This window comes from Sorangium sp. So ce128, from assembly GCF_051525245.1.
GTDB lineage: Bacteria > Myxococcota_A > Polyangia > Polyangiales > Polyangiaceae > Sorangium > Sorangium cellulosum_B.
Map to the genome: position 1 here is coordinate 7,083,176 of NZ_CP150313.1, position 20,331 is coordinate 7,103,506.

Annotated in this window: 16 protein-coding genes; 7 read left to right on the forward strand and 9 right to left on the reverse strand. The window is 70.7% G+C overall.

Going from position 1 to position 20,331, the window contains the following annotated elements; genetic code table 11:
- Positions 1-131 precede the first annotated feature (131 nt).
- From WME82_RS26880 to WME82_RS26890, 3 genes are all read right to left on the reverse strand, one after another.
- Entirely contained in the window at positions 132-1,721 is a 1,590-nt protein-coding gene (locus tag WME82_RS26880; protein WP_438037629.1) for a hypothetical protein, read from the reverse strand.
- A 523-nt stretch (positions 1,722-2,244) separates the two neighbouring features.
- A complete protein-coding gene (gene ssuD / locus WME82_RS26885) occupies positions 2,245-3,384 on the reverse strand; it encodes an FMNH2-dependent alkanesulfonate monooxygenase (protein ID WP_438037630.1) in 1,140 nt (379 codons plus the stop codon).
- Positions 3,381-3,671 (reverse strand): hypothetical protein, encoded by a 291-nt coding sequence (locus tag WME82_RS26890; RefSeq protein WP_438037631.1) that lies wholly within the window; start codon positions 3,669-3,671, stop codon positions 3,381-3,383. The genes ssuD and WME82_RS26890 overlap by 4 nt, the downstream gene beginning before the upstream one ends.
- Before the next feature lie 56 nt (positions 3,672-3,727).
- Here WME82_RS26890 and WME82_RS26895 point away from each other — a divergent pair, with 56 nt between their 5' ends.
- Genes WME82_RS26895 through WME82_RS26905 form a run of 3 tightly spaced genes read left to right on the forward strand, consistent with a single transcriptional unit; the run spans position 3,728 to position 6,424 of the window.
- Entirely contained in the window at positions 3,728-4,771 is a 1,044-nt protein-coding gene (locus tag WME82_RS26895) for a sulfonate ABC transporter substrate-binding protein (RefSeq protein WP_438037632.1), read from the forward strand.
- Positions 4,768-5,580: an ABC transporter permease subunit gene (locus tag WME82_RS26900; RefSeq protein ID WP_437849876.1), complete on the forward strand. Its 813-nt coding sequence runs from the start codon at positions 4,768-4,770 to the stop codon at positions 5,578-5,580. The genes WME82_RS26895 and WME82_RS26900 overlap by 4 nt, the downstream gene beginning before the upstream one ends.
- Before the next feature lie 4 nt (positions 5,581-5,584).
- Entirely contained in the window at positions 5,585-6,424 is an 840-nt protein-coding gene (locus tag WME82_RS26905; RefSeq protein ID WP_438037633.1) for an ABC transporter ATP-binding protein, read from the forward strand.
- Between the two features lie 110 nt (positions 6,425-6,534).
- On the opposite strand, the gene WME82_RS26910 is transcribed toward WME82_RS26905, so the two are convergent.
- Positions 6,535-7,071, reverse strand: a complete 537-nt coding sequence (locus WME82_RS26910) for a hypothetical protein (protein WP_438037634.1) — start codon at positions 7,069-7,071, stop codon at positions 6,535-6,537.
- Positions 7,072-7,474: 403 nt separating this feature from the next.
- Between WME82_RS26910 and WME82_RS26915 the strand changes: the two genes are divergently transcribed.
- Complete coding sequence (locus WME82_RS26915; protein ID WP_438037635.1) at positions 7,475-9,457, forward strand: hypothetical protein; 1,983 nt, start codon at positions 7,475-7,477, stop codon at positions 9,455-9,457.
- Positions 9,458-9,618: 161 nt separating this feature from the next.
- Here the strand turns inward: WME82_RS26915 and WME82_RS26920 are convergent, their stop codons facing one another.
- On the reverse strand, positions 9,619-11,001 hold the full coding sequence (locus tag WME82_RS26920; protein ID WP_438037636.1) for a hypothetical protein: 1,383 nt from the start codon (positions 10,999-11,001) through the stop codon (positions 9,619-9,621).
- 166 nt (positions 11,002-11,167) lie between these two features.
- Between WME82_RS26920 and WME82_RS26925 the strand changes: the two genes are divergently transcribed.
- Complete coding sequence (locus WME82_RS26925) at positions 11,168-12,472, forward strand: DUF6688 family protein (protein ID WP_438037637.1); 1,305 nt, start codon at positions 11,168-11,170, stop codon at positions 12,470-12,472.
- Between the two features lie 446 nt (positions 12,473-12,918).
- Here the strand turns inward: WME82_RS26925 and WME82_RS26930 are convergent, their stop codons facing one another.
- Positions 12,919-13,839: a transposase gene (locus WME82_RS26930; RefSeq protein ID WP_438037638.1), complete on the reverse strand. Its 921-nt coding sequence runs from the start codon at positions 13,837-13,839 to the stop codon at positions 12,919-12,921.
- Positions 13,840-14,355: 516 nt separating this feature from the next.
- Between WME82_RS26930 and WME82_RS26935 the strand changes: the two genes are divergently transcribed.
- Both WME82_RS26935 and WME82_RS26940 read left to right on the forward strand, forming a co-directional pair.
- Positions 14,356-16,542, forward strand: coding sequence for a DUF6055 domain-containing protein (locus WME82_RS26935; protein ID WP_438037639.1), 2,187 nt, complete (start codon positions 14,356-14,358; stop codon positions 16,540-16,542).
- 7 nt (positions 16,543-16,549) lie between these two features.
- Complete coding sequence (locus WME82_RS26940; protein ID WP_437739353.1) at positions 16,550-17,254, forward strand: CTP synthase C-terminal region-related (seleno)protein; 705 nt, start codon at positions 16,550-16,552, stop codon at positions 17,252-17,254.
- A 185-nt stretch (positions 17,255-17,439) separates the two neighbouring features.
- Here the strand turns inward: WME82_RS26940 and WME82_RS26945 are convergent, their stop codons facing one another.
- From WME82_RS26945 to WME82_RS26955, 3 genes are read right to left on the reverse strand one after another with little or no spacing between them, the layout of a single operon-like run.
- Complete coding sequence (locus tag WME82_RS26945; RefSeq protein WP_438037640.1) at positions 17,440-19,137, reverse strand: hypothetical protein; 1,698 nt, start codon at positions 19,135-19,137, stop codon at positions 17,440-17,442.
- Positions 19,134-19,526, reverse strand: a complete 393-nt coding sequence (locus WME82_RS26950; protein WP_012237562.1) for a DUF4150 domain-containing protein — start codon at positions 19,524-19,526, stop codon at positions 19,134-19,136. Before WME82_RS26950 ends, WME82_RS26945 begins: the two co-directional genes overlap by 4 nt.
- A 52-nt stretch (positions 19,527-19,578) precedes the next feature.
- Positions 19,579-20,304, reverse strand: a complete 726-nt coding sequence (locus tag WME82_RS26955) for a DUF3540 domain-containing protein (RefSeq protein WP_437739355.1) — start codon at positions 20,302-20,304, stop codon at positions 19,579-19,581.
- Between the last annotated feature and the right edge of the window lie 27 nt (positions 20,305-20,331).

The window sequence follows — 20,331 nt, forward strand, 5'->3', positions numbered from 1 at the left end:
GACGCGGATCAGTCCTCACGGTGACGAGCCGCGCCCCCGAGGGGCGCTCGCGAACGAAGAGCGACGGAATCCAGGCGAGCGCAATCCAATCCACAGTTGCATAGGGGAGCTCGGGCCAGGGGCGCCCGCGATCAGGGAGCGGGCGTGACGCTGAGCGCGCCCTTGGCGCTGAGGGACGCCTTGTAGCTCCCGGGCGCAGGATAGGTGATGTGAAACACGGCGCTATTGGGCGAGAGGGTCTTCGTCTGGCCCGACGCCAGCGCGCCGCCCTCCGGCTCCCAGAACTGCGTGCACGCATCCGACTGCCCGGCCGTGTGCGTCTGGACGAGCACGCAGGCGTCTCCACCGCTCTGGTTCGCGATCGCCTGGCTGACCTGGTACGTGAGCTCGAGGGCATCGCCGACCGCCGCGAGCTCGGTCGCCGCATTCCATGAGGTCACGCCGGTCGCACCGCACTTCAAGTACCAGTGGCTGGGCGCGTCGGCGCAGGCTGGGATCGGCGCGGCCGTCGTGCCGCGGGTCACCTTGACCTTCGCCTCGGACGGCGAGACCCCGAGCAACGAGATGGCCAGGTTCGCGTCGCGATCCACGAACGTATGACCCCAGGGGAGCGCCTCGCGCGAGGCGTCTGCCTGAAGATGAGCGAAGTCGATGATCGGCCACGAGGGCGTCATGTTGACGATGCCCGTCGGGCTCCCCTCCAGCGGGCCTCGGTGCACGAGGATCCCGCGAGCGACCGGCGCGTTTGCCGTGAACCCGTCGACCCTATCGGGGGTGGACTGACGATATTGGTCGAAGCCGATCGGCTGACGATATTCGACCTGGTACGTCTCGTCCCCGCCGGGGATGGGGATGACGAGCCGCTGCACGCCCGTCGAGATGACCTCGATCGGCTTGACGCTGACGATGGAGGTCCCGCTCGCGCTCACGGTCGCCGTGTTCTCCGGATCGAACCAGCCGAACAGCGCCTTCTCCGGAGCACTGTAGTGCATGTACCCCCCACCCACCGGGCTGAACGAGTCGCCCATATCCTGGACGCAGCTCGTGTTCCCCGCGTTGAGCTGGCCGGGGTTGGCGCACCAAGGCAGATTGGGCTGCGCGCAGCTCGTGCTCATCGGCGCCCAGTTGCCAGCGCTGTCGGCGCAATTCAGCACATTGGCGTGGCCCAGGCCCATGCTGTGCCCCAGCTCGTGCGCATACGTGCCAGCGTTGGTGGGGCTGGGAAACCACGTGTAGGGGCCCAAGGAATAAGCTCCGGCACAGCTCGACGGAAACCCGTTGAAAAAGTGCATCGTGTTATCGTAGTCGGCCTCCACGTAGCCCCCGAGGTTCGCGGCCGCTTCCCTGCCCAGCTCCATGTGCAGGCCGAGATCGCAGATCGTGGGCATCTCCGCGTTGATCGTGTACCAGCCGTAATAGTCCCCGTCGGGGTTGATGTGGCCGGTCAGGCTCATCTTCCCGTAGGAGGCTTCAGTAAAGAAGTTGCTGGCCGAATCCGGGTTGTTGAAGAGGCGGTCCCGCACGTCATTGATGGTGTAGGTCGGAGCCGGGCTGTTCTTGAATCGAATGAAGATCGCCGCGACCTTGAAGCCGCCGACGATAGCCGGCTGCTGGACGGCGGAGATCGACTCGACCTCCTCCGCCTCACCCTCCTCCGTCGCAGCGCCGCAGGCGGAGAGCGCGAGGCAGAGAACAAGAAACCCGCTGCGATGGGTGGACAAAACGTTGCGCATTGTGCCTCTGTGATGTCGGAAAAAGCGCGTGACAACAGCGGACGCGAGCGTGTCTGGAATCACGGACTCCAGACCTCGAACCCACGCGCAGGCTCGGGGCTCACGACGTGACGATCGGCCAGGCCGCCCTTGAACGAGTCCTCGAAGGCAGCGAGCCCGGGGGAAGGTCCAGACGCTTCGGGGCCGTCAAGCCCCAGCCGCGGGACCTGCGTGGACCAGGTTCATCGAACCCTCTTCTGCTCACTGGATGCGGCCAGGCCCTGTCGCCCTTCACGAAATCGTGACGGCCCCGCCGATTCGCGGGAGAATCCACCGCACAGGGGGCGCCGCGGTCCCGTCCTGAACCGCCAGGCCGCGCAACGCGTTCATCGAGAGCCCCGACCCGGCCCTCCTCGATGCCTTTGCGTCGTGCGTCGAGAGGGCGATGAGCGACCTCGATCTGCTGCGGCGCGCCCTCGACGACGCCGACCCCGAGGAGCTCGAGTGACGTCTCGGCGCGGGGCCTTCCGCCTCAGCTCTGCGATCGGTGCGGGACGATGTCGTTGGCGATGATCTCGCCGAACGGCCCCGTGAGGTTCGGGCGGACGCCTGCGGCCCTCCGCTCGACGGGGAGCCGCGGGAAGAGCAGCTCGGCGACCCGATAGGCCTCTTCGAGGTGCGGGTACCCCGACAGGATGAACGTCTCGATCCCGAGCTCCGCGTACTCCTTCATGCGGCGCGCGACCGTCTCCGCGTCGCCCACGAGCGCCGTTCCGGCGCCGCCGCGCACGAGGCCGACGCCGGCCCAGAGGTTCGGGCTCACCTCGAGGGCGTCGCGCCGCCCCTTGTGCAGCGCCGCCATGCGCCGTTGCCCCTCGGAGTCGAGGCGCCCGAAGGCCTGCTGCGCCGCGGCGATGGTGCTGTCGTCGAGGTGCCGGATCAGGTCGTTCGCGGCGGCCCACGCCGCCTCGGCCGTCTCGCGGACGATGACGTGCAGGCGGATCCCGAAGCGCACCGTGCGCTGCTCCGCGGCCGCGCGGCGGCGCACGTCCGCGATCTTCTCGGCCACGGCGGCCGGAGGCTCTCCCCAGGTCAGATAAACGTCGACGTGGCGCGCCGCGAGCGCGTGCGCCGCGGGCGACGACCCCCCGAAGTAGAGCGGCGGGTGCGGCGCCTGGAGCGGCGGAAAGAGGATCTTCGCGCCCTTCACGCGCAGGTGCTGCCCCGTGAAGTCGACCGTCTCACCGGCCATGACGCGCCGCCAGATGCCGAGGAACTCGTCCGTGACGATGTAGCGCTCGTCGTGCTTCAGGAAGACGCCGTCCCCCTCGGACTCCGCAGGATCGCCGCCGGTCACGACGTTGACGAGCAGGCGGCCGTCCGACAGGCGATCGACCGTGGACGCCATGCGGGCGGCCCACGTGGGCGAGACGACGCCCGGCCGCACGGCGACGAGGAAGCGAAGCCGCTGCGTCAGCGGGATCATGGCCGACGCGACCGCCCAGGCGTCCTCGCACGACCGCCCGGTGGGGACCAGCACGCCGTGATAGCCGAGATCGTCGGCGGCCTGCGCGATCTGACGAAGATAAGGGAGCGTGACGGGGCGCGCGCCCTCGGCGGTGCCAAGGTAGCGGCCGTCCCCGTGCGTCGGGAGAAACCAGAAGACGTTCATCGATGGAGAAGCTCCTCGCCCGTGAGTCGCCGGGTCAGGCGCGCGAGAGCACGATCCGCACCGCGCCGCCGCGCGCTGGAGCCCGCGGCGCCAAGGAACGTCGCCGGGCAGTCCGCCGCGACGCCGCTGCTGCCCCAGCAACACCAACTGCTGATCGACTGCTGATGAAGCAGCAATCGACCGCTCCTCCACGGGTCCTCCCCGGCGGAGCGCCGCGCCTCGACCTGGCACAGGGGCTGCTGGACCGAGGTCACCACCTCCCATCCGTCATAGATGCAATTTTGCATCAAATATAGAATCCTTACGCGCTGACGTGGGTTGTGGAGGAGGCGAAAGAGCCCTCATGATCAGGTACATCTCGTTCACGACGGTCCGCTCCGCGCTGCTGGGCTGCGCAGCTCTCTCGAGCTTGTTGCTGCTCGGGTGCGGCCGCGACGGCGGCGAGGCGGGCGCCACGGGCGAGAGGGCGGCGAACGCCGGGGGGGCGGCCGAGGACACGCGGGCGGCGGTGGTGGTCCGGCTGGGGTACCAGAAGATCGGCACGCCGTTTCTCCTCAAGGAGCGCGCGGAGGCCCTGACGAAGGCGCTCGAGGCGAGGAACGCCCGCGCCGAGTGGGTCGAGTTTCAAGCCGGCCCTCCGCTGCTCGAGGCGATGCGCGCGGGCGCCGTGGACGTCGGCCATGTCGGCGAGACGCCGCCGGTGTTCGCGCAGGCGGGCGGCGTGCCCTTCGTCTATGCCGCCACCGACGCGCCGGCGCCCAGGGCCGAGGCGATCGTCGTCAAGAAGGACTCTCCGATCCGCACGCTCGCGGCCTTGAAAGGCAAGCGCGTCGCCCTCAACCGCGGCTCCAACGTGCATTACCTGCTGGTTCGGGCCCTCGAGAGCGCCGGGCTGACGCTGGACGACATCCAGGTCGTCTTCCTGGCGCCCGCCGACGCGCGGACCGCGTTCGAGGGTGGCAATGTCGATGCCTGGGTGATCTGGGATCCGTTCCTGGCAGCGGCCGAGCTCGCCGGGGCCCGTGTCCTCCAGGACGGCGAGGGGCTCGTCGACAACCGCCTCTTCTATGTCGTCCGGCGAGAGTTCGCGGAAGAGCAGCCGGCGATCTTGCAGATCGTGTTCGACGAGTACCGCGCGCTGAGCGCCTGGGAGGACGGGCACCGCGAGGAAGCCTCGCAGATCCTCGCGAGATCTTCGGGGATCTCGTACGAGGCGTTCCTGCGGTCCGAGCACCGGCGCGCGTTCCAGATCCTGCCGATCACGCCCGAGATCGTGCAAAGGCAGCAAGCCATCGCCGATACGTTCCACGAGCTCGCGATCATCCCGCGCGACATCCGCGTCGAGGAGGCGCTCCTGCCGGGCGCCGCGAGCGGAGGCGCGCGATGACGGCCGGCGAAGCGCCGATTCGAGGCGGCGCGGTGCGCGGGTTCGGCGTGCGCATCGCGCCCTGGCTGGCCCCGCTGGCCCTCGTGATCCTCTGGGAGGTCCTGTCGCGGCTGCAGATCATCCCGAAGAGCCTTCTGCCGTCGCCCGTCGAGGTGCTCGTGGCCGCCTCGAACGCCACGAGGAGCGGCGAGCTGCCCGCGCACCTCGGCGTGAGCGCGCTGCGGGCGGCCGGCGGGCTCGTCGTCGGCGCGGCCGTCGGGCTCGCGCTCGGCCTCGGCACGGGGCTCTCGCGCCCGCTGCAGCTGGTCATCGACGGGCCGCTGCAGATGCTCCGGGCGATCCCCGCGCTGGCGCTCGTGCCGCTCGTGATCCTGTGGTTCGGGCTCGGCGAGACCGCGAAGCTCTTCATCGTCGCGATCACGGTGCTGTTCCCCGTCTACCTGAACACGTTCCACGGCGTGCGCAGCGTGGATCCGCAGCTCATCGAGATGGCGCAGGTCTATGACGTGCGGGGGTTCGCGCTCTACCGCGAGGTCATCTTCCCGGGCGCGCTCCCCTCGATCCTCGTGGGTCTGCGCTTCGCGCTCGGGCTCTCGTGGCTCGTGCTCATCGTCGCGGAGACGCTCGGCGCGAGCCAGGGTCTGGGCTATGTCGCGATGAACGCCCGAGAGTTCATGCAGATGGATCTCCTGGTGCTCACGATCGTGCTCTGGGCCATCCTCGGCAAGCTGGCCGACGCCCTCGCGCGGTGGCTCGAGCGCCGGCTCCTGCCGTGGCAGCCGCCGCTGCAGCGGCTCGAGGCGAGGTGAGCGAATGAGCGGTTCGGGCGATCAGACCACCGGCGCGCGCGTCGTGCTGGAGCAGGTCGACAAGCGGTACGGCGACCGGCTCGCGCTCTCGGGCATCGAGCTCGACATCCACCCTGGCGAGTTCGTGACGATCGTCGGGCGGAGCGGCTCGGGCAAGAGCACGCTGCTCCGCGTCCTGTGTGGCCTCGAGCAGCCGACGCGCGGTGCGGCGCGCGTCCTGGCCTCGAGGGAGGTCGCGGCGCGCGAGGCCGTGCGGGTCGTCTTCCAGGAGCCCCGGCTGCTGCCCTGGCGCACGGTGCTGGAGAACACGTGCATCGGCGGGCCGAGAGGGCGCGACGCGCGCGCGCGCGACGTGCTCGACCGGGTCGGGCTCGGAGATCGGCTGAACGACTACCCGGGCGTGCTCTCGGGAGGTCAGCGGCAGCGGGTCGCCCTCGCGCGCGCGCTCGTCCACGACCCGAAGGTGCTGCTGCTCGACGAGCCGTTCGGCGCGCTCGATGCCCTGACGCGGATCGGGGCGCAACGCCTAGTCGAGTCGCTGTGGGCGCAGCGCCGCTTCACGGCCATCCTGGTGACGCACGACGTGGAGGAGGCGGTCCTGCTCGGAGATCGCGTGCTGGTGTTCGACGAGGGGCGCATCGTGGAGAGCGTCGCGGTGGATCTGCCGCGCCCCCGTGCCAGGGAGGTTCCGGAGGTCGGCCGCCTCGCCGGCGTGCTCCTCGACGCGATCTTCAGGAGATCGCCGGAAGAAGGAGGGCTGTCACGGCGCGCCTCGCGCGAGGACGTTTCCAGGCATCCCGTGACCCTCTTGGCCCCCACCGGCCTCGAGGTAGCTCGCCATTGACTGGATGCCTCGCTCAGGCGCCACACGCTCGATCCATCGCACGACGTTCGGGTAGTCACCGAGCGAGGCGCAGCGGTGTTCCTTTGCGCTTTGCACAAAGGTGCGAAAGGTCAGTATGCCTTCGGCCGGTTTCCCTTGGTCGTTCGGCGCACGAGCTTCATCCGATCGGCTCCCCGAAACTCGAATACGAGCGTCTCGGTCCAACCCCAGGACTTGCCGCCAGGCCCCGTCGTGCCGGCAGCCGTGTAGTCGACGGTCGTGCGCGTGCCCACGGTAGCGAACGTGAGCTCGACAAGGACCTCCTGCTGATAGGCTGTATCCGGCTTCTGCGAACACCTGCTCGGCATGTCTTCCTGGAACCAGCGACGCAGGAACTCCCGGTGTTTGTCCTCGCACTGATAGCCAAAGCCCAGGGCCGAGGTATACGGGCAGTCCAGGTGACCTCTCGCGTCGTCGGTCGGCAGCTCGGCCCACTCGCAGTGGCTCACGAGCTCGGCCGACACATAACCGACGGCCGCGCGCTCAGCCTCCGAGAGGCACGCGACCACGTCCTTGGCGACGACCGGCGTGCAACACCCCTCCGTCCAGTACAGCTTCGTGGGTCGGTCGTGCGGCGTGCACGACGACGCATCGGCGGTCGCGCTCAACTCGGGCGCTGACGGCGGCGTCGCGTATGGGTGCGGGGCGGAGCTCGACGATTGGATGGGGATCGATGTCTGGGCAGGCGCTCCGGACGAGCGCTCTGGCGTGCACGCCGCGACGCACGCTGCCGCGACCAGGATGGCAAAGCGCCTTCGCTCCACCGCGGTCCGTGGAGCCCACGCGCCCGTCACGTCGCCTGCGCGCCGAACGTCTGCGCGCCTTGGCGAGGAGCGGGCGTCGCCTGCAGCTCGTTTGCCGCATTGGCTCGCGGGGCTCGGCGTTCGCGACGTGCGCACGAGTCCATGTCAGCAGATGGCCGAGGCGATGGCCAGCGCGGCGCCCCCGAGCGCGCCGCCTGGTGATCCTCGTCGGAGAGCCTGGTAAGGGGGACCAGGAGATCCTCCCTGCATGATGGCTTCGCGGCTCGCGCTCCTCCCCCTCCCGCTTCTCGTCGCTTCGTGTGGTCCCGCCGCCGGGTCGGCCCCCGCGGCGCTCGCGCCGGCTTCGGTCGCCATCCCGCCCGCCCCGCTGGAAGCGCCCGCGCGCGCCGCGGGCGCGCCGGCCGTGGATCCATCGGCCCCGCTGACGTTGCCGATCGCCGCGATCCCGCCGGCAACCTGGGTCGAGCCGCCCCTCGGCGAGCAGGAGCGGGCGAAGGCCGGTCGGGACCCGTTCCGCGAGCACACCGAGATCGCCCTCGGCGAGCGCGTCGCGATCTTCGCTGCGAAGGGAGGCGGTGCCGACCCCGCGGGCGGAGCCTTCGCGGTCGACGAGAAGCTCGGCGTCGTTGGCCCCCTGAAGCTGCCCGCTCGCTTCACCTGGGTTGGCGTCGCCGGCCCGCAGATCGACACGCTCTATGGGGCCACGCCGGAGGGCGTGCTCCACCGCGCTGCCGGCGTCCTCGATGCGCTGAGGCCGGAAGGCTTCGTACCGCGTAGCAGCGTGCCTGGCGCGACGGCCTGGGACGCCGCCGGCACCCTCATCGCGGCCGCGGCAGGAGAGCGCGTCAGCGTCTCCGCCGACGAGGGCCGCAGCTTCACCTCGGCCGTGGTCGCGCCCGGCAAGACGGTGCGCGCGGTGCTCGTGCGACCCGACGGCGTGCTCGCGGCCGTGGTCGAGGCGCCGGCGCGCGGCCAGCAGCCGGCGGCGCCCGACACGTTCCTCTCGCTGGATCGCGGGCAGACCTGGAAGCGCTCCGCGTTCCAGCCGCGATCGATCGAGCGCGCAGGATCCTGGATCTGGAACGGCAATGCGAGCTGCCCCGCCGTGCTGAGCCGCGACGGCCGGGCGTGGACCAGGGCCGCTGCTGGCCTTTACACCCGACCCACGTTGGGCATCGCGCTGCACCTCTCCCCCGCGATCCGCGCCATCGAGGCCGGCTCGTTCCGCTCGTCCGTCGCCCCGCCAGCGCCCGAGCCGCCCCGGCGCGGCGACATCGCGGTCGGGCGGGAGCCGCCTTGCAAAAGCGACGACGGGGGCGTCGTGGGCGGTATCGGGCTCATGGGCGCGGCTGGCGTCTCGTGCGGAGGCGCGCTCTGCCTGCTCGAAAGCGCCACGCCGCGACCACAGCCGACGCGCACACGGATCGCGACGTTCGGCGACGGGATCTGCGGACCGACGAGCGCGCGACCGCCCGGCAGCGCCTGCGCCGCGCACCTCACGCGGCCACCGACGTTCGCGGTCGTCGACCACATCGCGAGCACCGTGACGCCCGTCGCGGCGCCCGAGGGGTGCCCGCAGCCGGTCGCGCTGCACAACGCGGCGGGCATCGGCGTGCTGATCTGCCGCGGAGGCAGCGGGGGCGCGACCCTCTTCGTGCGGGGCGCGCAAGGTGCATGGCACGCGGAGGGGAGCCAGGCGACCGCGGCCGAGGCCCTCAAGTGGATCGCCGCGGCGCCGGATGGCACGCTGCTCCTGCTCGAGCCGACGCCGCCCGCAAGCGCCCGGCATCGCGAGCCGCTGCAGGCGCTCGTGCGAAGTCCGCTGCCACTCGGCGCACCGCAAGCGTGGCGCCGGATCACGGCGCCGGACGGCGTCGCGGCGCTTCCCACTCCCGGCGGCGCGGCGCTCCTCGCGAGCTCGCCCGCGACCTCGGCCGGCAGACGCCTCGATGTGACGCTGGATCGCCCAGGGCAGCCGGCGCTCACCCTGGCGCGCGACGTGGAGGTCTCCCAGGACCTGACGCGGATGGAGATGCGGGACGGGCAGGTGCGATTCCGCGTGCGTCCAAATCCTGCGCCGGACGTCAAGGGAAGGCTGCGGCCCTCGCCGCCCGAGCCGCGGGGTGCGCGCTGGCACGTGCTGACCCACGGCGGCGAACTCGTGCTGGAGACGCCCACCGGGCCGACGCCTCCGACCGAGGGGCGCCGGCTCGACCCTGCGGGGCGCTAGCGCCGCGTCCGCGCGGTCCCTCGCGCCGCGGGACCCAACCACGTCACGGGCCCTGGGCCGTCGCGGGACCCAACCACGTCACGGCGTCGTCCGCCGCCGCGGGACCCAACCACGTCACGGCGATGGGATAGCCGTAGACGCCCCCGCCGCCGTCGCCTGGGTCAGCGGTCCCGGAGAAGCCGGACCATCCGCCGACGAAGCTCCTCGTTGCTCTCGCGCCTCGCAGCCTCGCTCAGCAGCTCGATCGCCGGCCCGCGCAGGACGGCGGCGTGCTCGATCGCTTCGATCGCCAGCCTCCGGGCGATCTCACACGACAGGGACAGCGCCGCGCTCCACACCGCGCCGTCGTAGAGACAGCCGCGCAGGCCGGTCAGGAGCGGCCTTGCGGCGGCAGCGTCGTCCCTCGCGATCGCGCCCCTGAGCCTCGCCGTCAGCCGCATCTTCGCCTGATCCGAGCGCGTGGCCCCGCACGCGGCGATGGCCAGCGCCGCGATCTCCTCGTCGGGATCGGAGGTGAAAGGCCACACCGCATGGAAGAACGGGGTTCCGCCGGTCGCCACGGCCCCGAGGGCGCGGAGCAGCGCCTTTTTCCGGGCGAGAGACGCGGTCTGGAGGCGCGGGAGCAGGAGCGCCTGATCCAGGGAGAACTCCCGTCCAAGCCTGTCGAGGAACGCAGCGCAGTCCTCGTCGGGCACGCGGTCGAGCTCCTCGATCCGCGCCTCGGGAACCGGGGGAAGTGTGGCCTCCTCCCCGGACTCGGGCGCTTCCTTGGCCCGATCGATCGCCTCGGCGAGCGCCCTCCGGACCGAATCCTTGTCCCAGGCCTCCGCCGCCCGCGCTTCCAGCTTCAGCGCGGCCAGCAACGCCTCACCGGCGCGCCTGTGCTGCCCCGGATTCCTGACGACGAGGGCCGCCATCACGGGGGCGCGCCGCCACGGATCCGGAGCGGCGAGGGCACGCTGGAGCGCCGACTCGGCCTCGGGGACGCGGTACTCGCGGAGGACGAGCGACGCGGCGTGGAGGTCCCGCAGCGACGCCGACCGCTCGATGAACCGCTCGATCGAGGCGATGACGTGGGGATCGCTGGGTTCGTAGCCCGAAATGACGTGCTGGAGCACCGGCAAGATGTCGCTATCCAGGCCGTCCGGGTCCTGCGCTGCCAGGAGCGACACGAGGAGCGGAGCATCGCCTGGGCGACCGGCTACCCACAGGACGAGGAGCGCGCTCCTGTGATTCCTGCTGTGTTGCCCGGGCGGGCCCCTGAGCGCCTTGATCGCCTGGACGCGCATCGCCCCGGCGATCTCGTGCAGGGGGTTGTCTTGTCCCCACCGGGTCTCGGCCTGGCGTCGCTGGAAGTACTGGAAGAGCCGGTTGATCGCCTCGCGGGAGCCGGACCTGAGCACGATGCGCGCGAGCCTCACCCGCTCCTCGTCGCTCATGGCCGACGTGAGGAGCTCTTCGGCGATCGCGTGCGCCCGCCGCCGGAGCGGCCGCCCTTCGGCAGAGATTGCAGGGCGCCGACGGCGCTTTCGGTCCGGGCTCATGCCAGAGCCCATGGATCCTATCAGCATCCGTTCGACGCGACAGGGGTTCCCTGCGCGAGCAGCCAGCACGGCTCACGCTCCAGCGTGCGACGCGGCTCGTGAAGCACGCGCGCTCCACCTCGCAGGATGGATCTCCTGGGACTGGAGCCGTTAACATGGTGGATGCATGCCGCAGCAGTCATCGCCCGAGCAGCAGCAACCACCGTCCGAGCAGCAGCAGTCGCCGTCCGAGCAGCCGCAGTCACCGCCCGAGCAGCCCTTCTCGCTGACAGACGGCGCCCTCGCCGCGTTGGTGGCCACCGGCTACGGCGTTCCGGCGCTCGCGGCGCTGCTCTTCGGCGCGGGCCAGCTGGTCCGACTCGATGCCGCGATCTTCGTCGCTGGAGCGCTCGGGCTGGCCGGTTGGATCGGTCTGACAGTATGGACATACCGCGCGATACGGCGCCGGGGGCGCGCCCCCTTCCAGGTGGCGGCCGAGGTGCTCACGCTGCTCCTCCTGCCCGCCTGGGGCATGGCATACAGCCACGATGCCCCCGGGACGTGCGCTGTCCCCGCATGCGACGTCGGCACCACGGCGTTCCGGCCGCTCGCCGAGCCGGAATTCCACGGCTTGATCGCGCTGCACGCCCTCACCGCGCTCGCCTATGTCGTGTCACGGCGCCGGAAAGAAGCGCTGCCTGGCCCTGCAGAGCTCGTCGTCCATGCAGCGCTGCTCGTCGGAATTGCGCTCCACGTCCTGCTGGCGGTGCACTTCGGCCCCTGGGTCGCGGCCGGCCTGCTCGTGCCGCCGCTGCTCCTGCCGTGCGTCGCGCCGGTGTTCACTGTCGTCTTCTATTCCGCCGAGCTGCGCGCTCGCCTCTTGAGGCGGGGCGTCGAGGCCAGCGCGCCCGCTCCGTTGGCCGCTGGCGATCCCGCCTATCGCGCGGGGCCGCCGCAAGTCCCGCTCCCGCCGCCGCCCGCGATTCACCGACCCACGTTGTGGCGCGCCCTCGCGGCTACCCCGCTGCTGCTCGGGGTTCACGCCGTCCTGCACGCGGCCTGGCTGGGGCATCCGGCAGCCGCCCTCCAGGTCTTCACCCGCACGTGCGGGTACACGCTGTCGCAGCTCCCGATCGTAAAGCTGCCCGGCGATTGCCACTATTTGTGCACCGTCGCTGCGCGCGGCCACGCCTGGCTTGTGCGCCCGATCCGGCTCGGACGGCGGGGCGGCACGCCGATCCTCGTCAATCGCCAGCTCGCCATCGCCAACGCCTTCGAGGATCTGCTGCACGAGCGCTGGCCTCGCTTCGGCCGCTCGGCGCGCCAGCTCTACGACCGGATGGGGCTCCCCGTGAGCCGATACATCGGCGCCGCTTGGGCCGCCGATGTCATCTATCTCGCGATGAAGCCGCTGGAGTGGGCGTTCTACCTGACGCTCCTGCTACTCGACCCACGCGCCCCCGAAGAGCGGATCGACCGTATGTACAGGTGAAAGCGGCCCAGCGGCTCGACCCACCCGGCCGCACCCGGCCGACCCAGGTTGAGCCATCGCAGGTTGAGCCATCGAACCATCGCACGACCCACCCGGGTTGAGCCATCGGAGTCATCGCACGAAAGCATACGCAAGAGGAAACTCGACCCGGGTTGTCGGTCACCGGATCTGCGCCCCCCCAATCTATGGGTTGCCCCGGGTTAATTCAATCACTCCGCATCACCTATCGGCCCATAACCGTCCCGCTCTGTCAGTCAGAGCCTATCTAAAGTCACCGTTCCAATCACCGCATACGCACTCGACCCGGCATACCGCATTCTTAGGCGTACGCGCAGCGCCAGACAAACGCTCCGCCTTCTTCAGGCGGACGTTCTCCACAACACGACACAACGTGTCGAACCCGCTCCCGCGCTTTTCGCATCGCTGAGAAGGGCGCCACGCGGTATCTACACCACGAGCCTGAGGTCCGTCACGCTGGCGCCGTGGAACGTGCGCATCCACCAGGTTCCCGCCGGGAACACCACACCGCGTACCCCGGCGCGCCACCGTTCAAGCGCCGCGCGGTACGACGCACGAAACGCCCGCACCGCAGCACCAGCGATTCGCCGTACATCCCCTTGCTCGCGGCCAACCGCAAAGGTCGGATTGCGTTCGCCCAGCGCCTCGAAGCTCGTGATGCGCTCGTACGGGGAGATCTTGCTGACTCGCTCAGCGCCAAGGAAGCGACGCCCTTGCCGCTGCAGCGCCGCATGGGCCTGCGCCTCCTGTTCCTTGAGCGCGGCGGCGACCAAGTGCCGAAAGCCATCGATGCCGTCCTGCTCGACCGCCGGTGGCACCGCGAGAGGCAGCATCGCTTCCTCGGGCCACTGTGGATTTTCCGGGTCAAGATACGCCACAGGACGCGCCGCACGCAGCACGCCGCAGCCGAGCTCTCTCACATCGACTTTCGCCCCCGGCCACTCACGCGCATGCCGGACGAGGCCAGCGGCCACAGGGTTCGCGAGCACGTAGGCGATCTTCTCCACGACAGCAGCGCGCGTCAGGAGGCGCACAACGCTCGTGGCTTCGTGGTCCCATACCGGTCCTTCCCACGCGCGAAGCACCTTGGTCCCGAGCGCCACAATGCGATGAAAAAACTGCAAGAAGCGCGGCAAGACGCCATTCACGTCCGTCACGACCAGGTGTAAATGCGTTGACATCGCGCAGAACGCGTGTACCTCGATCCCGAAGCGACCAGCCGAGACCGCGAGGGCGTAGACCAAGAGCTGGGTGATCGCTGCGTCGGGGCGCAAGAGCAGGTGCCGACGCAAGACGCGACGGGTGATCATATAGGTAGCGCCGGGCGAGATCTCGCGGGGGTGGCTCATGGCCCGCCCATATCAACAAACGCTGTGCCAGAGATTGTAGTCAATCATTTCAAGCACTTGCCACGCCCCACAGGTGGCGATCACTGCGCCAGAGGTGGCGGCCGCCATGCCGTCTTCCACCTCGGATGTTATATTCACCACCTCCAGACATCGCCGCCCATCCCCTTCCACCCCCTCCACCAACCTCACCCCACCCCAACCTAGGCTAAGATTTGGGTGGAGATTTGGAAGCAAATTTAAGTCTGGTCTTGGGACGACCTGCGTCGAGTCTCCGACCTGGGTCGGGTCTGCGGGTCCAATCTGGATCAGGTCTCAACCTGGGTCGGTCTGTTGGTCTGTGGATGAGCCCAACCTGGGTCAGGTCTGGATGGGTCAGGTCTGGATGTGGATGGGGTCGGATCTGGATCGGTCCAACCTGGGTCGGGTCTCAGATCTGGATCGGTCCAACCTGGGTCGGGTCTCACCCCGGCTTTGTTTCCTTTTGCATGGAGAGCGCGCTCCGAACGAGAATACAGCATGCTCGACCCAGCTTATGACTCATCCGCGATACACAAACACGCAGCCCGTGAGAGCTTCACTTACACATTCCGCACCCCCGCGGGCGTTCGTCGCGCGACTTACACATTGTTCCAGCAGCTTCTCGTGAACGGCTCGGCGCTCGCTGTCGCCGCGCTCCTCGCTGCGTGCGGTCCGGCGCCGGAGGAACCTGCTCCGGGATCGGGGTCCGGCGGCGGCACGACGGCGACATCAGGCGCAGCCGGCACCGGCAGCACCGGCAGCACTGGCAGCACCGGCAGCACCGGCAGCACCGGCAGCACTGGCAGCACCGGCAGCACCGGCAGCACCGGTGAATCGACGGGCGAGGCGGCTGGAACCGGCGGATCGACCGGGGCTGCAGGCGGCAACCCCGGTGCCTGCGAGCAGGGCACGACGAGCACGGCGTGGGCGACGAGCTGCCAGACCACGGGGGCCAGCTGCACGGCAGGCACCTGGAGGGCGCCGCGCGACGGCGGCGAGACGCGCGCGCCGCTGCGCCACGAGTCGGCGCACTTCGCCTTCTACTGGCCCGATGGGACGGACATCAACCTGAGCCAGGTGGAGGAGGCGGCGGACTCGCTCGAGAGCATCTGGAGCGCGTACTTCGGCAGCCCCATCTTCTTCCCCGAGCCGTACTGCAAATCAGCGGACAAGTGGAAGGCCGCGGTCCATTTCGACAACAGCTTCCCGCTCTGGGGCGGCGGGTGGAGCCGCAACGGCGTCAATTATATGGGGATGTGGATCGGCCCCGGCGCCGCCAGCGACCCGTGGGGGCTCGCCCATGAGTTCATGCACGGCGTACAGTCGACGACGCAGGCGTTCCCCGATTGCGGCGGCGACGGCTGCTGGATCTTCGAGAGCCACGCGAACTGGATGCCGCATCAGATATGGCGGGACAACGTGCACTGCTCGGACATGCTGCCGAACATGCCGCACCTCTACTACGGCAACACCCGGAACCGCTATTGCAACTGGCAGTTCTTCGAGTTCCTGAAGGACAAGCACTGCTACAGCGCCGTCAACGACATGTGGGCCTACGAGGCGCCGCGCGGCCAAGGGGACCCATGGCAGAAGCTCATGCTGAGCCGTGCCTGGGACATCGAGCGGCTCAACGACGAGTTCGGCGAGTGGGCGATGCACAACATCACCTGGGACTACAAGGACCCTCCGCCCACGGACGGACGCGATCCCTCCGGCGTGTATCGACAAAAATACGGCTCGATCGAGGCCGACATGACGTCGAACGGCCGCACCGATCGCCGGCTTCGTCTCACGCGGCTCGAGGCGCTCGACGCGGACTGGGCGCAGAATCGCCGCTTCGTCTCGCCGTATCACTGGGCACCGCAGCGCTGGGGTTACAACATCGTGCGCCTGCACCCGAAATCGGACGCGACCAGCGTGCGCGTTGTGTTCCGGGGCGTGACGCAGGCCGGCGCCGACTCCGGCTGGCGCTGGGGCCTCGTCGCGACGGACCCGGAGCTGACCACATCGCGCTACAGCCCCCTGCAGCGGGGGAGCGACGGCGAGATGGACTTCTGCGTCAGCCCCGGCGAGAACGTCTACTTGGTCGTGGTCGCGACGCCGACCGAATACCAGAAGCTGGTCTGGACGAAGCCCTCGGACGGGCCAGCGTACCCCTCGATCTATCGCTATCCATACATGGTGGAGCTCGACGGAGCGTGGCCCGCAGGCTTTCAGGACGGTCAGCTCGACGCGTGTCCGCGGGGCACGACGAGGCACGCGAACGGCGGCGGCTGCGCGCCCGCGGGCACGCCGTCGAGCGTCTACGTCGGTCCTTACGCGACCATCCTCGGCGGAGAGGTGAGCGGCGACGTCCGCGTCGAGGATCATGCGACCCTCGTCAACGGCGTGATCTCCGGCGGCCGTGTCGGCGCGCTCAGCCTGGTCGGGCAACGCGGCTCGGGCATCCAGGCGCGCGGGTTCAACGTGAGCGGCTCGGCGAACGTGCAGACCACCTTCTACCCGCTCGGCTGGTTCGGCGATCGCCAGTCCGTCTCCGGAACAGCAAAGCTGCTCGGGGATGTCGAGCTCGTCGCCACATCGAAATCGAGCAACACGTTCTACGGGTTCGTCCCCGACGACTGGGCGGGCGTCTCGGCGGTCACCGAGGTGACGGCCGCACCGCCGTACACCTGGCGGCGTTGAGGCTACGATGCAGACGATGCTTCATGTTGGGCTCATCGGTGACCGCGACGACGCTGTGACGGCCCACCGGGCCATCCCGGTGGCGCTGCGGCTGGCGGGAGAGGCGCTATCCGTGCCGCTCTCCTTTGAATGGGTGCCGACCGAGGAGGTGACCGACGCCTCGCGGGTGGCTCGTTATGACGCCCTGTGGTGCGTTCCGGCAAGCCCGTACCGGAGCATGGATGGCGCGCTGCGCGCGATCCGCTTCGCCCGCGAGCAGCGGCGCCCGTTCCTCGGCACCTGCGGGGGCTTCCAGCACGCGGTCGTCGAGTACGCGCGCCATGTGCTGGGCTGGTCGGACGCCGAGCACGCGGAGACAGCGCCAGAGGCGCAACGCGCGGTGATCGCGCCGCTTGCGTGCTCGCTGGTCGAGGCCACCGGCAAGATCCGCTTCAACGCCGGAACCCGCATCGCGCGGGCCTACGGCCGCCCTGAGGCCACGGAAGGATATCGGTGCCGCTACGGCCTGAACCCGGAGTTCCAGGCCGCGCTGGTCTCGGGCCCGCTGCGCATCGGCGCCGAGGACGACGCCGGCGACGTGCGCGCCGTGGAGCTCGACGGCCATCCGTTCTTCGTCGCCACGCTGTTCCAGCCGGAGCGTGCTGCGCTCGCCGGTCGGCTGCCGCCGCTCGTGGCCGAGCTCATCCGAGCCTGCTCGAGCGCCGCCGGCTGAACGCTGGCGCCGGCACATCGTTCAACGAAGGAAGGATCCGCCAGAGCGTCAACGACGCCGAGATCTGGATCTCTTCCTGGCGTCCGGCGCCTTGTGGTCTCGAACCTCGGCCGGCTTCAGCGCTCCGGTGCGCCTGCTGCTCCACGAGGTGTTTCTGCGAGGCGCTGCGCGTGCGGCGCCGGCGCTCAGCGCGATTGCAGGAAGTACCTGCGCGCGGCCTCGCAGAGTTCGGGCCAGCGCTGGGCAAGCGCGGGATCTGCTGCAAAGCGGCCTGCCCAGAAGGCGTCGAGGGCGGCGCGCGCCGCGGGGGTCGGCACCCCGTAGCGTGCGTTCGTGCTCTCCACGTAGGCGGGGTACATCTCGCACGCGACGACGAGGCCGGCGTACTGGTTGAGCGTGAGCGAGGGTGGCGGGCGCGCGCTGAGCGGGTCGCTCACGCTCGCGGGGGTTGGCGTGGAGGCTGGCGGGACACTCGGCGTGGCGGCCGGCAGCGCGCCCGACGCGGAGGCCGGCAGCGCGCTCGGCGTGGCGACCAGCGGCGCGCTCGACGCGGCGACCGGCAGCGGGCTCGCCGTGGCAGCCGCCTGCGCGCTCGACGCTGTGACCGGCAACGGGCTCGCCGTGGCAGTGGCCTGTGCGCTCGGCGTGGCCGCAACGGAATGACGCTCGTCGTGGAGCGGCACCGCCGGGGAGTGGTGCGCGGGCGCCGGACCAGGTTCGCGCACCGGCTGTCCATCGGGGCTGGCGACGGGCTGAAACGGCAGCGCCGAGTCGAAACGAGCGACGGACGGCCGAGGGCGCTCTTCGGAGGCCACCGGGATGAAGGGCAGCGCGGAGTCGATGACCCGCGGCGTATCGGGGAGCGTCTTGCTCAGAGGCTTCGACGCCGCGCCGCTCACCGGCGGGTCCGTCCGAGGAACCGACGCAGGCGCGGGAACAGGCACGATCGCGGGCTGGGTGACGGATTGGGGTGCGGGTGTGGAGGCAGGCGCCGGGGCGGGCTCGGGATCGGCCACCGGTGCGGGCGCGGCCACCGGTGCGGGCGCGGCCACAGGTGCGGGCGCGGCCACAGGTGCGGGCGCGGCCATCGGTACTGCCATCGGTGCCGGCGCGGGCACTGCGATCGGCGCGGGCACTGCGATCGGCGCGGGCACACCGAGCGGCGCCAGCGCGGACACACCGAGCGGCGTGGGCCCAGGCACCGCCGTCGACGCCAACACCGGCATCGGCGCGGGCATCGGCGCCGCCATCGGCGCTGCCGCCGGCACGAAGGGCAGCCCCCCGCCCAGGCGAGACAGCGGCCCCTGCGCCTCGACCAGCGCCGGCGCGCTCGTCGTCGCGGTGACCTCCTCCGCTTCATGCTTCGCCGCGGTCGGCGGCACGAAGGGCAGCCCTCCGCCCAGGCGAGACAGCGGCCCCTGCGCCTCGACCAGCGCCGGCGCGCCGGTCGTCGCGGCGGCCTCCTCCGCCGCGCGCTGCGCCGCCGCCTCGTCCTCCGCGCGCTGCGCCGCGGCCCGCTTCGCCTCCGCCAGCCGCTCGTCGAGCGCCCCGTGCGCGTCCTTGAGCACGACCAGCGCCTCGGCGCTCTCGCCCTCCGGACCGAGGACGCGGCCGATCGCCAGGAGCATCTCTCGCGCGGCGCGCAGCGCCGCCTCGTCCGCCGCGCGGTCGGGCAGGTGCCGCCTGGCGAACGCCGTGAGCTCGTCGTCCTCGCATCGAACGAGATCCGCGAGCCGGGCCGCCACGCGGCGCCGATCCGGATCGACGCTGCTGCCCGACGGCCTGCGCATCGCCGCGTCGAGCTTCGCGAGCGCCTCGGTCAGCGCGCTCTTCTCCGGCGCCGTCCCTGAATCCGTGGCGGACCCCTTGCTCGCGACCCTCACGGCGCGAGCACGAGGACGGTGGTGACGCTCGGTACGATGGCCATGCCCGGCGCGTTCGTGCTGTTCTGAATCGAGATGCTCGTCAGGCGCGTCATGGGCGCGCAGCCGACGATCACCGTGAAGGCCGCGGTCACGTTGCGCGACGGGCCCATCACCATCCCGGACGCGACGCCGAGCGCGACGCCCGGGTTGTCCCCCATCGTGAGCGGCGCGACCGTCAGCATGTTGTGCGCCGGCGCGCACGTGACGAGCACGTTCGGCACGAAGAGCACGCTCATCGGATGGAGCGAGATGTTCGGGTACGGGATCGGCACCGGGGCCGGCGTCGGGGTCAGGCACACGTCCGGGAACGCCAGGCACATCCCCCCTGCGGTCGTCTTCGCGAGCATCGCTTCACCCCTCGTCGTTGCTGGCGCCCCCGGCCCCGCGCGGCGCGCCCCTTCAGCCGATCTTGACCTGCTCGCCGTCGAGCTTCGCGAGCGTCCGCGCGGCGACGATCGTGTTCTCCCCGCGGATCGCCGCGAGGCCCTCCGCGCGGAGATCGAAGACGCCCGCGCGCACCTGCTCGAGCGCCTCGACGAAGCGGAACGCCTGCTTCGCGCGCTGGACGAGCCGGTCCGCGCGCGCCTCCATGCGCTCGGCGACGACGACGGCCTTCTGGACGTGCGCCTCGAGCGACCGGCCGACGAGCCCGATCTCCTCGATCGCCGCAGCCGCCGCCTGCGCGCGGATCTGGAGCTTGCCCGCGAACAGCCCGACCTCCCTGGCGGCGGCGATCTCGATCTGGTCGCCGGCGCCGAGCCCGAGCCGCCCCGTCGCCTGCACCTTCATATCGCCCTCGGCGACGATCCGCGTCGTCGCGCCCGCCTCGCCCTCCAGCACCGCGAGGACGAAGACCTGCTCACCGTCCACCGCGCAGAGCACCCGATCCCCCGCGTCCGGCGCGACGAGGCAGCTCTTCGCGCGCCGCGCCGCGACCGGCCCGCCGCCGAGCTCGACCACGAGCCCCGACGCCGTGCCCCGGACGACGCCCGTCTCCAGCGACGGCACGCGTCGCGGCGAGGGCGAGCGCTCGATCGCCGGCAGATCCACCGCGGCCAGGAGGTCGTCCTGCGCGCTGTCGTCGTGTGCCACCGTCAGTGGCTCGCGGGCCGCCATGCTCTGCATCTCGGGTCTCCTCGGCCTGGATCCGCC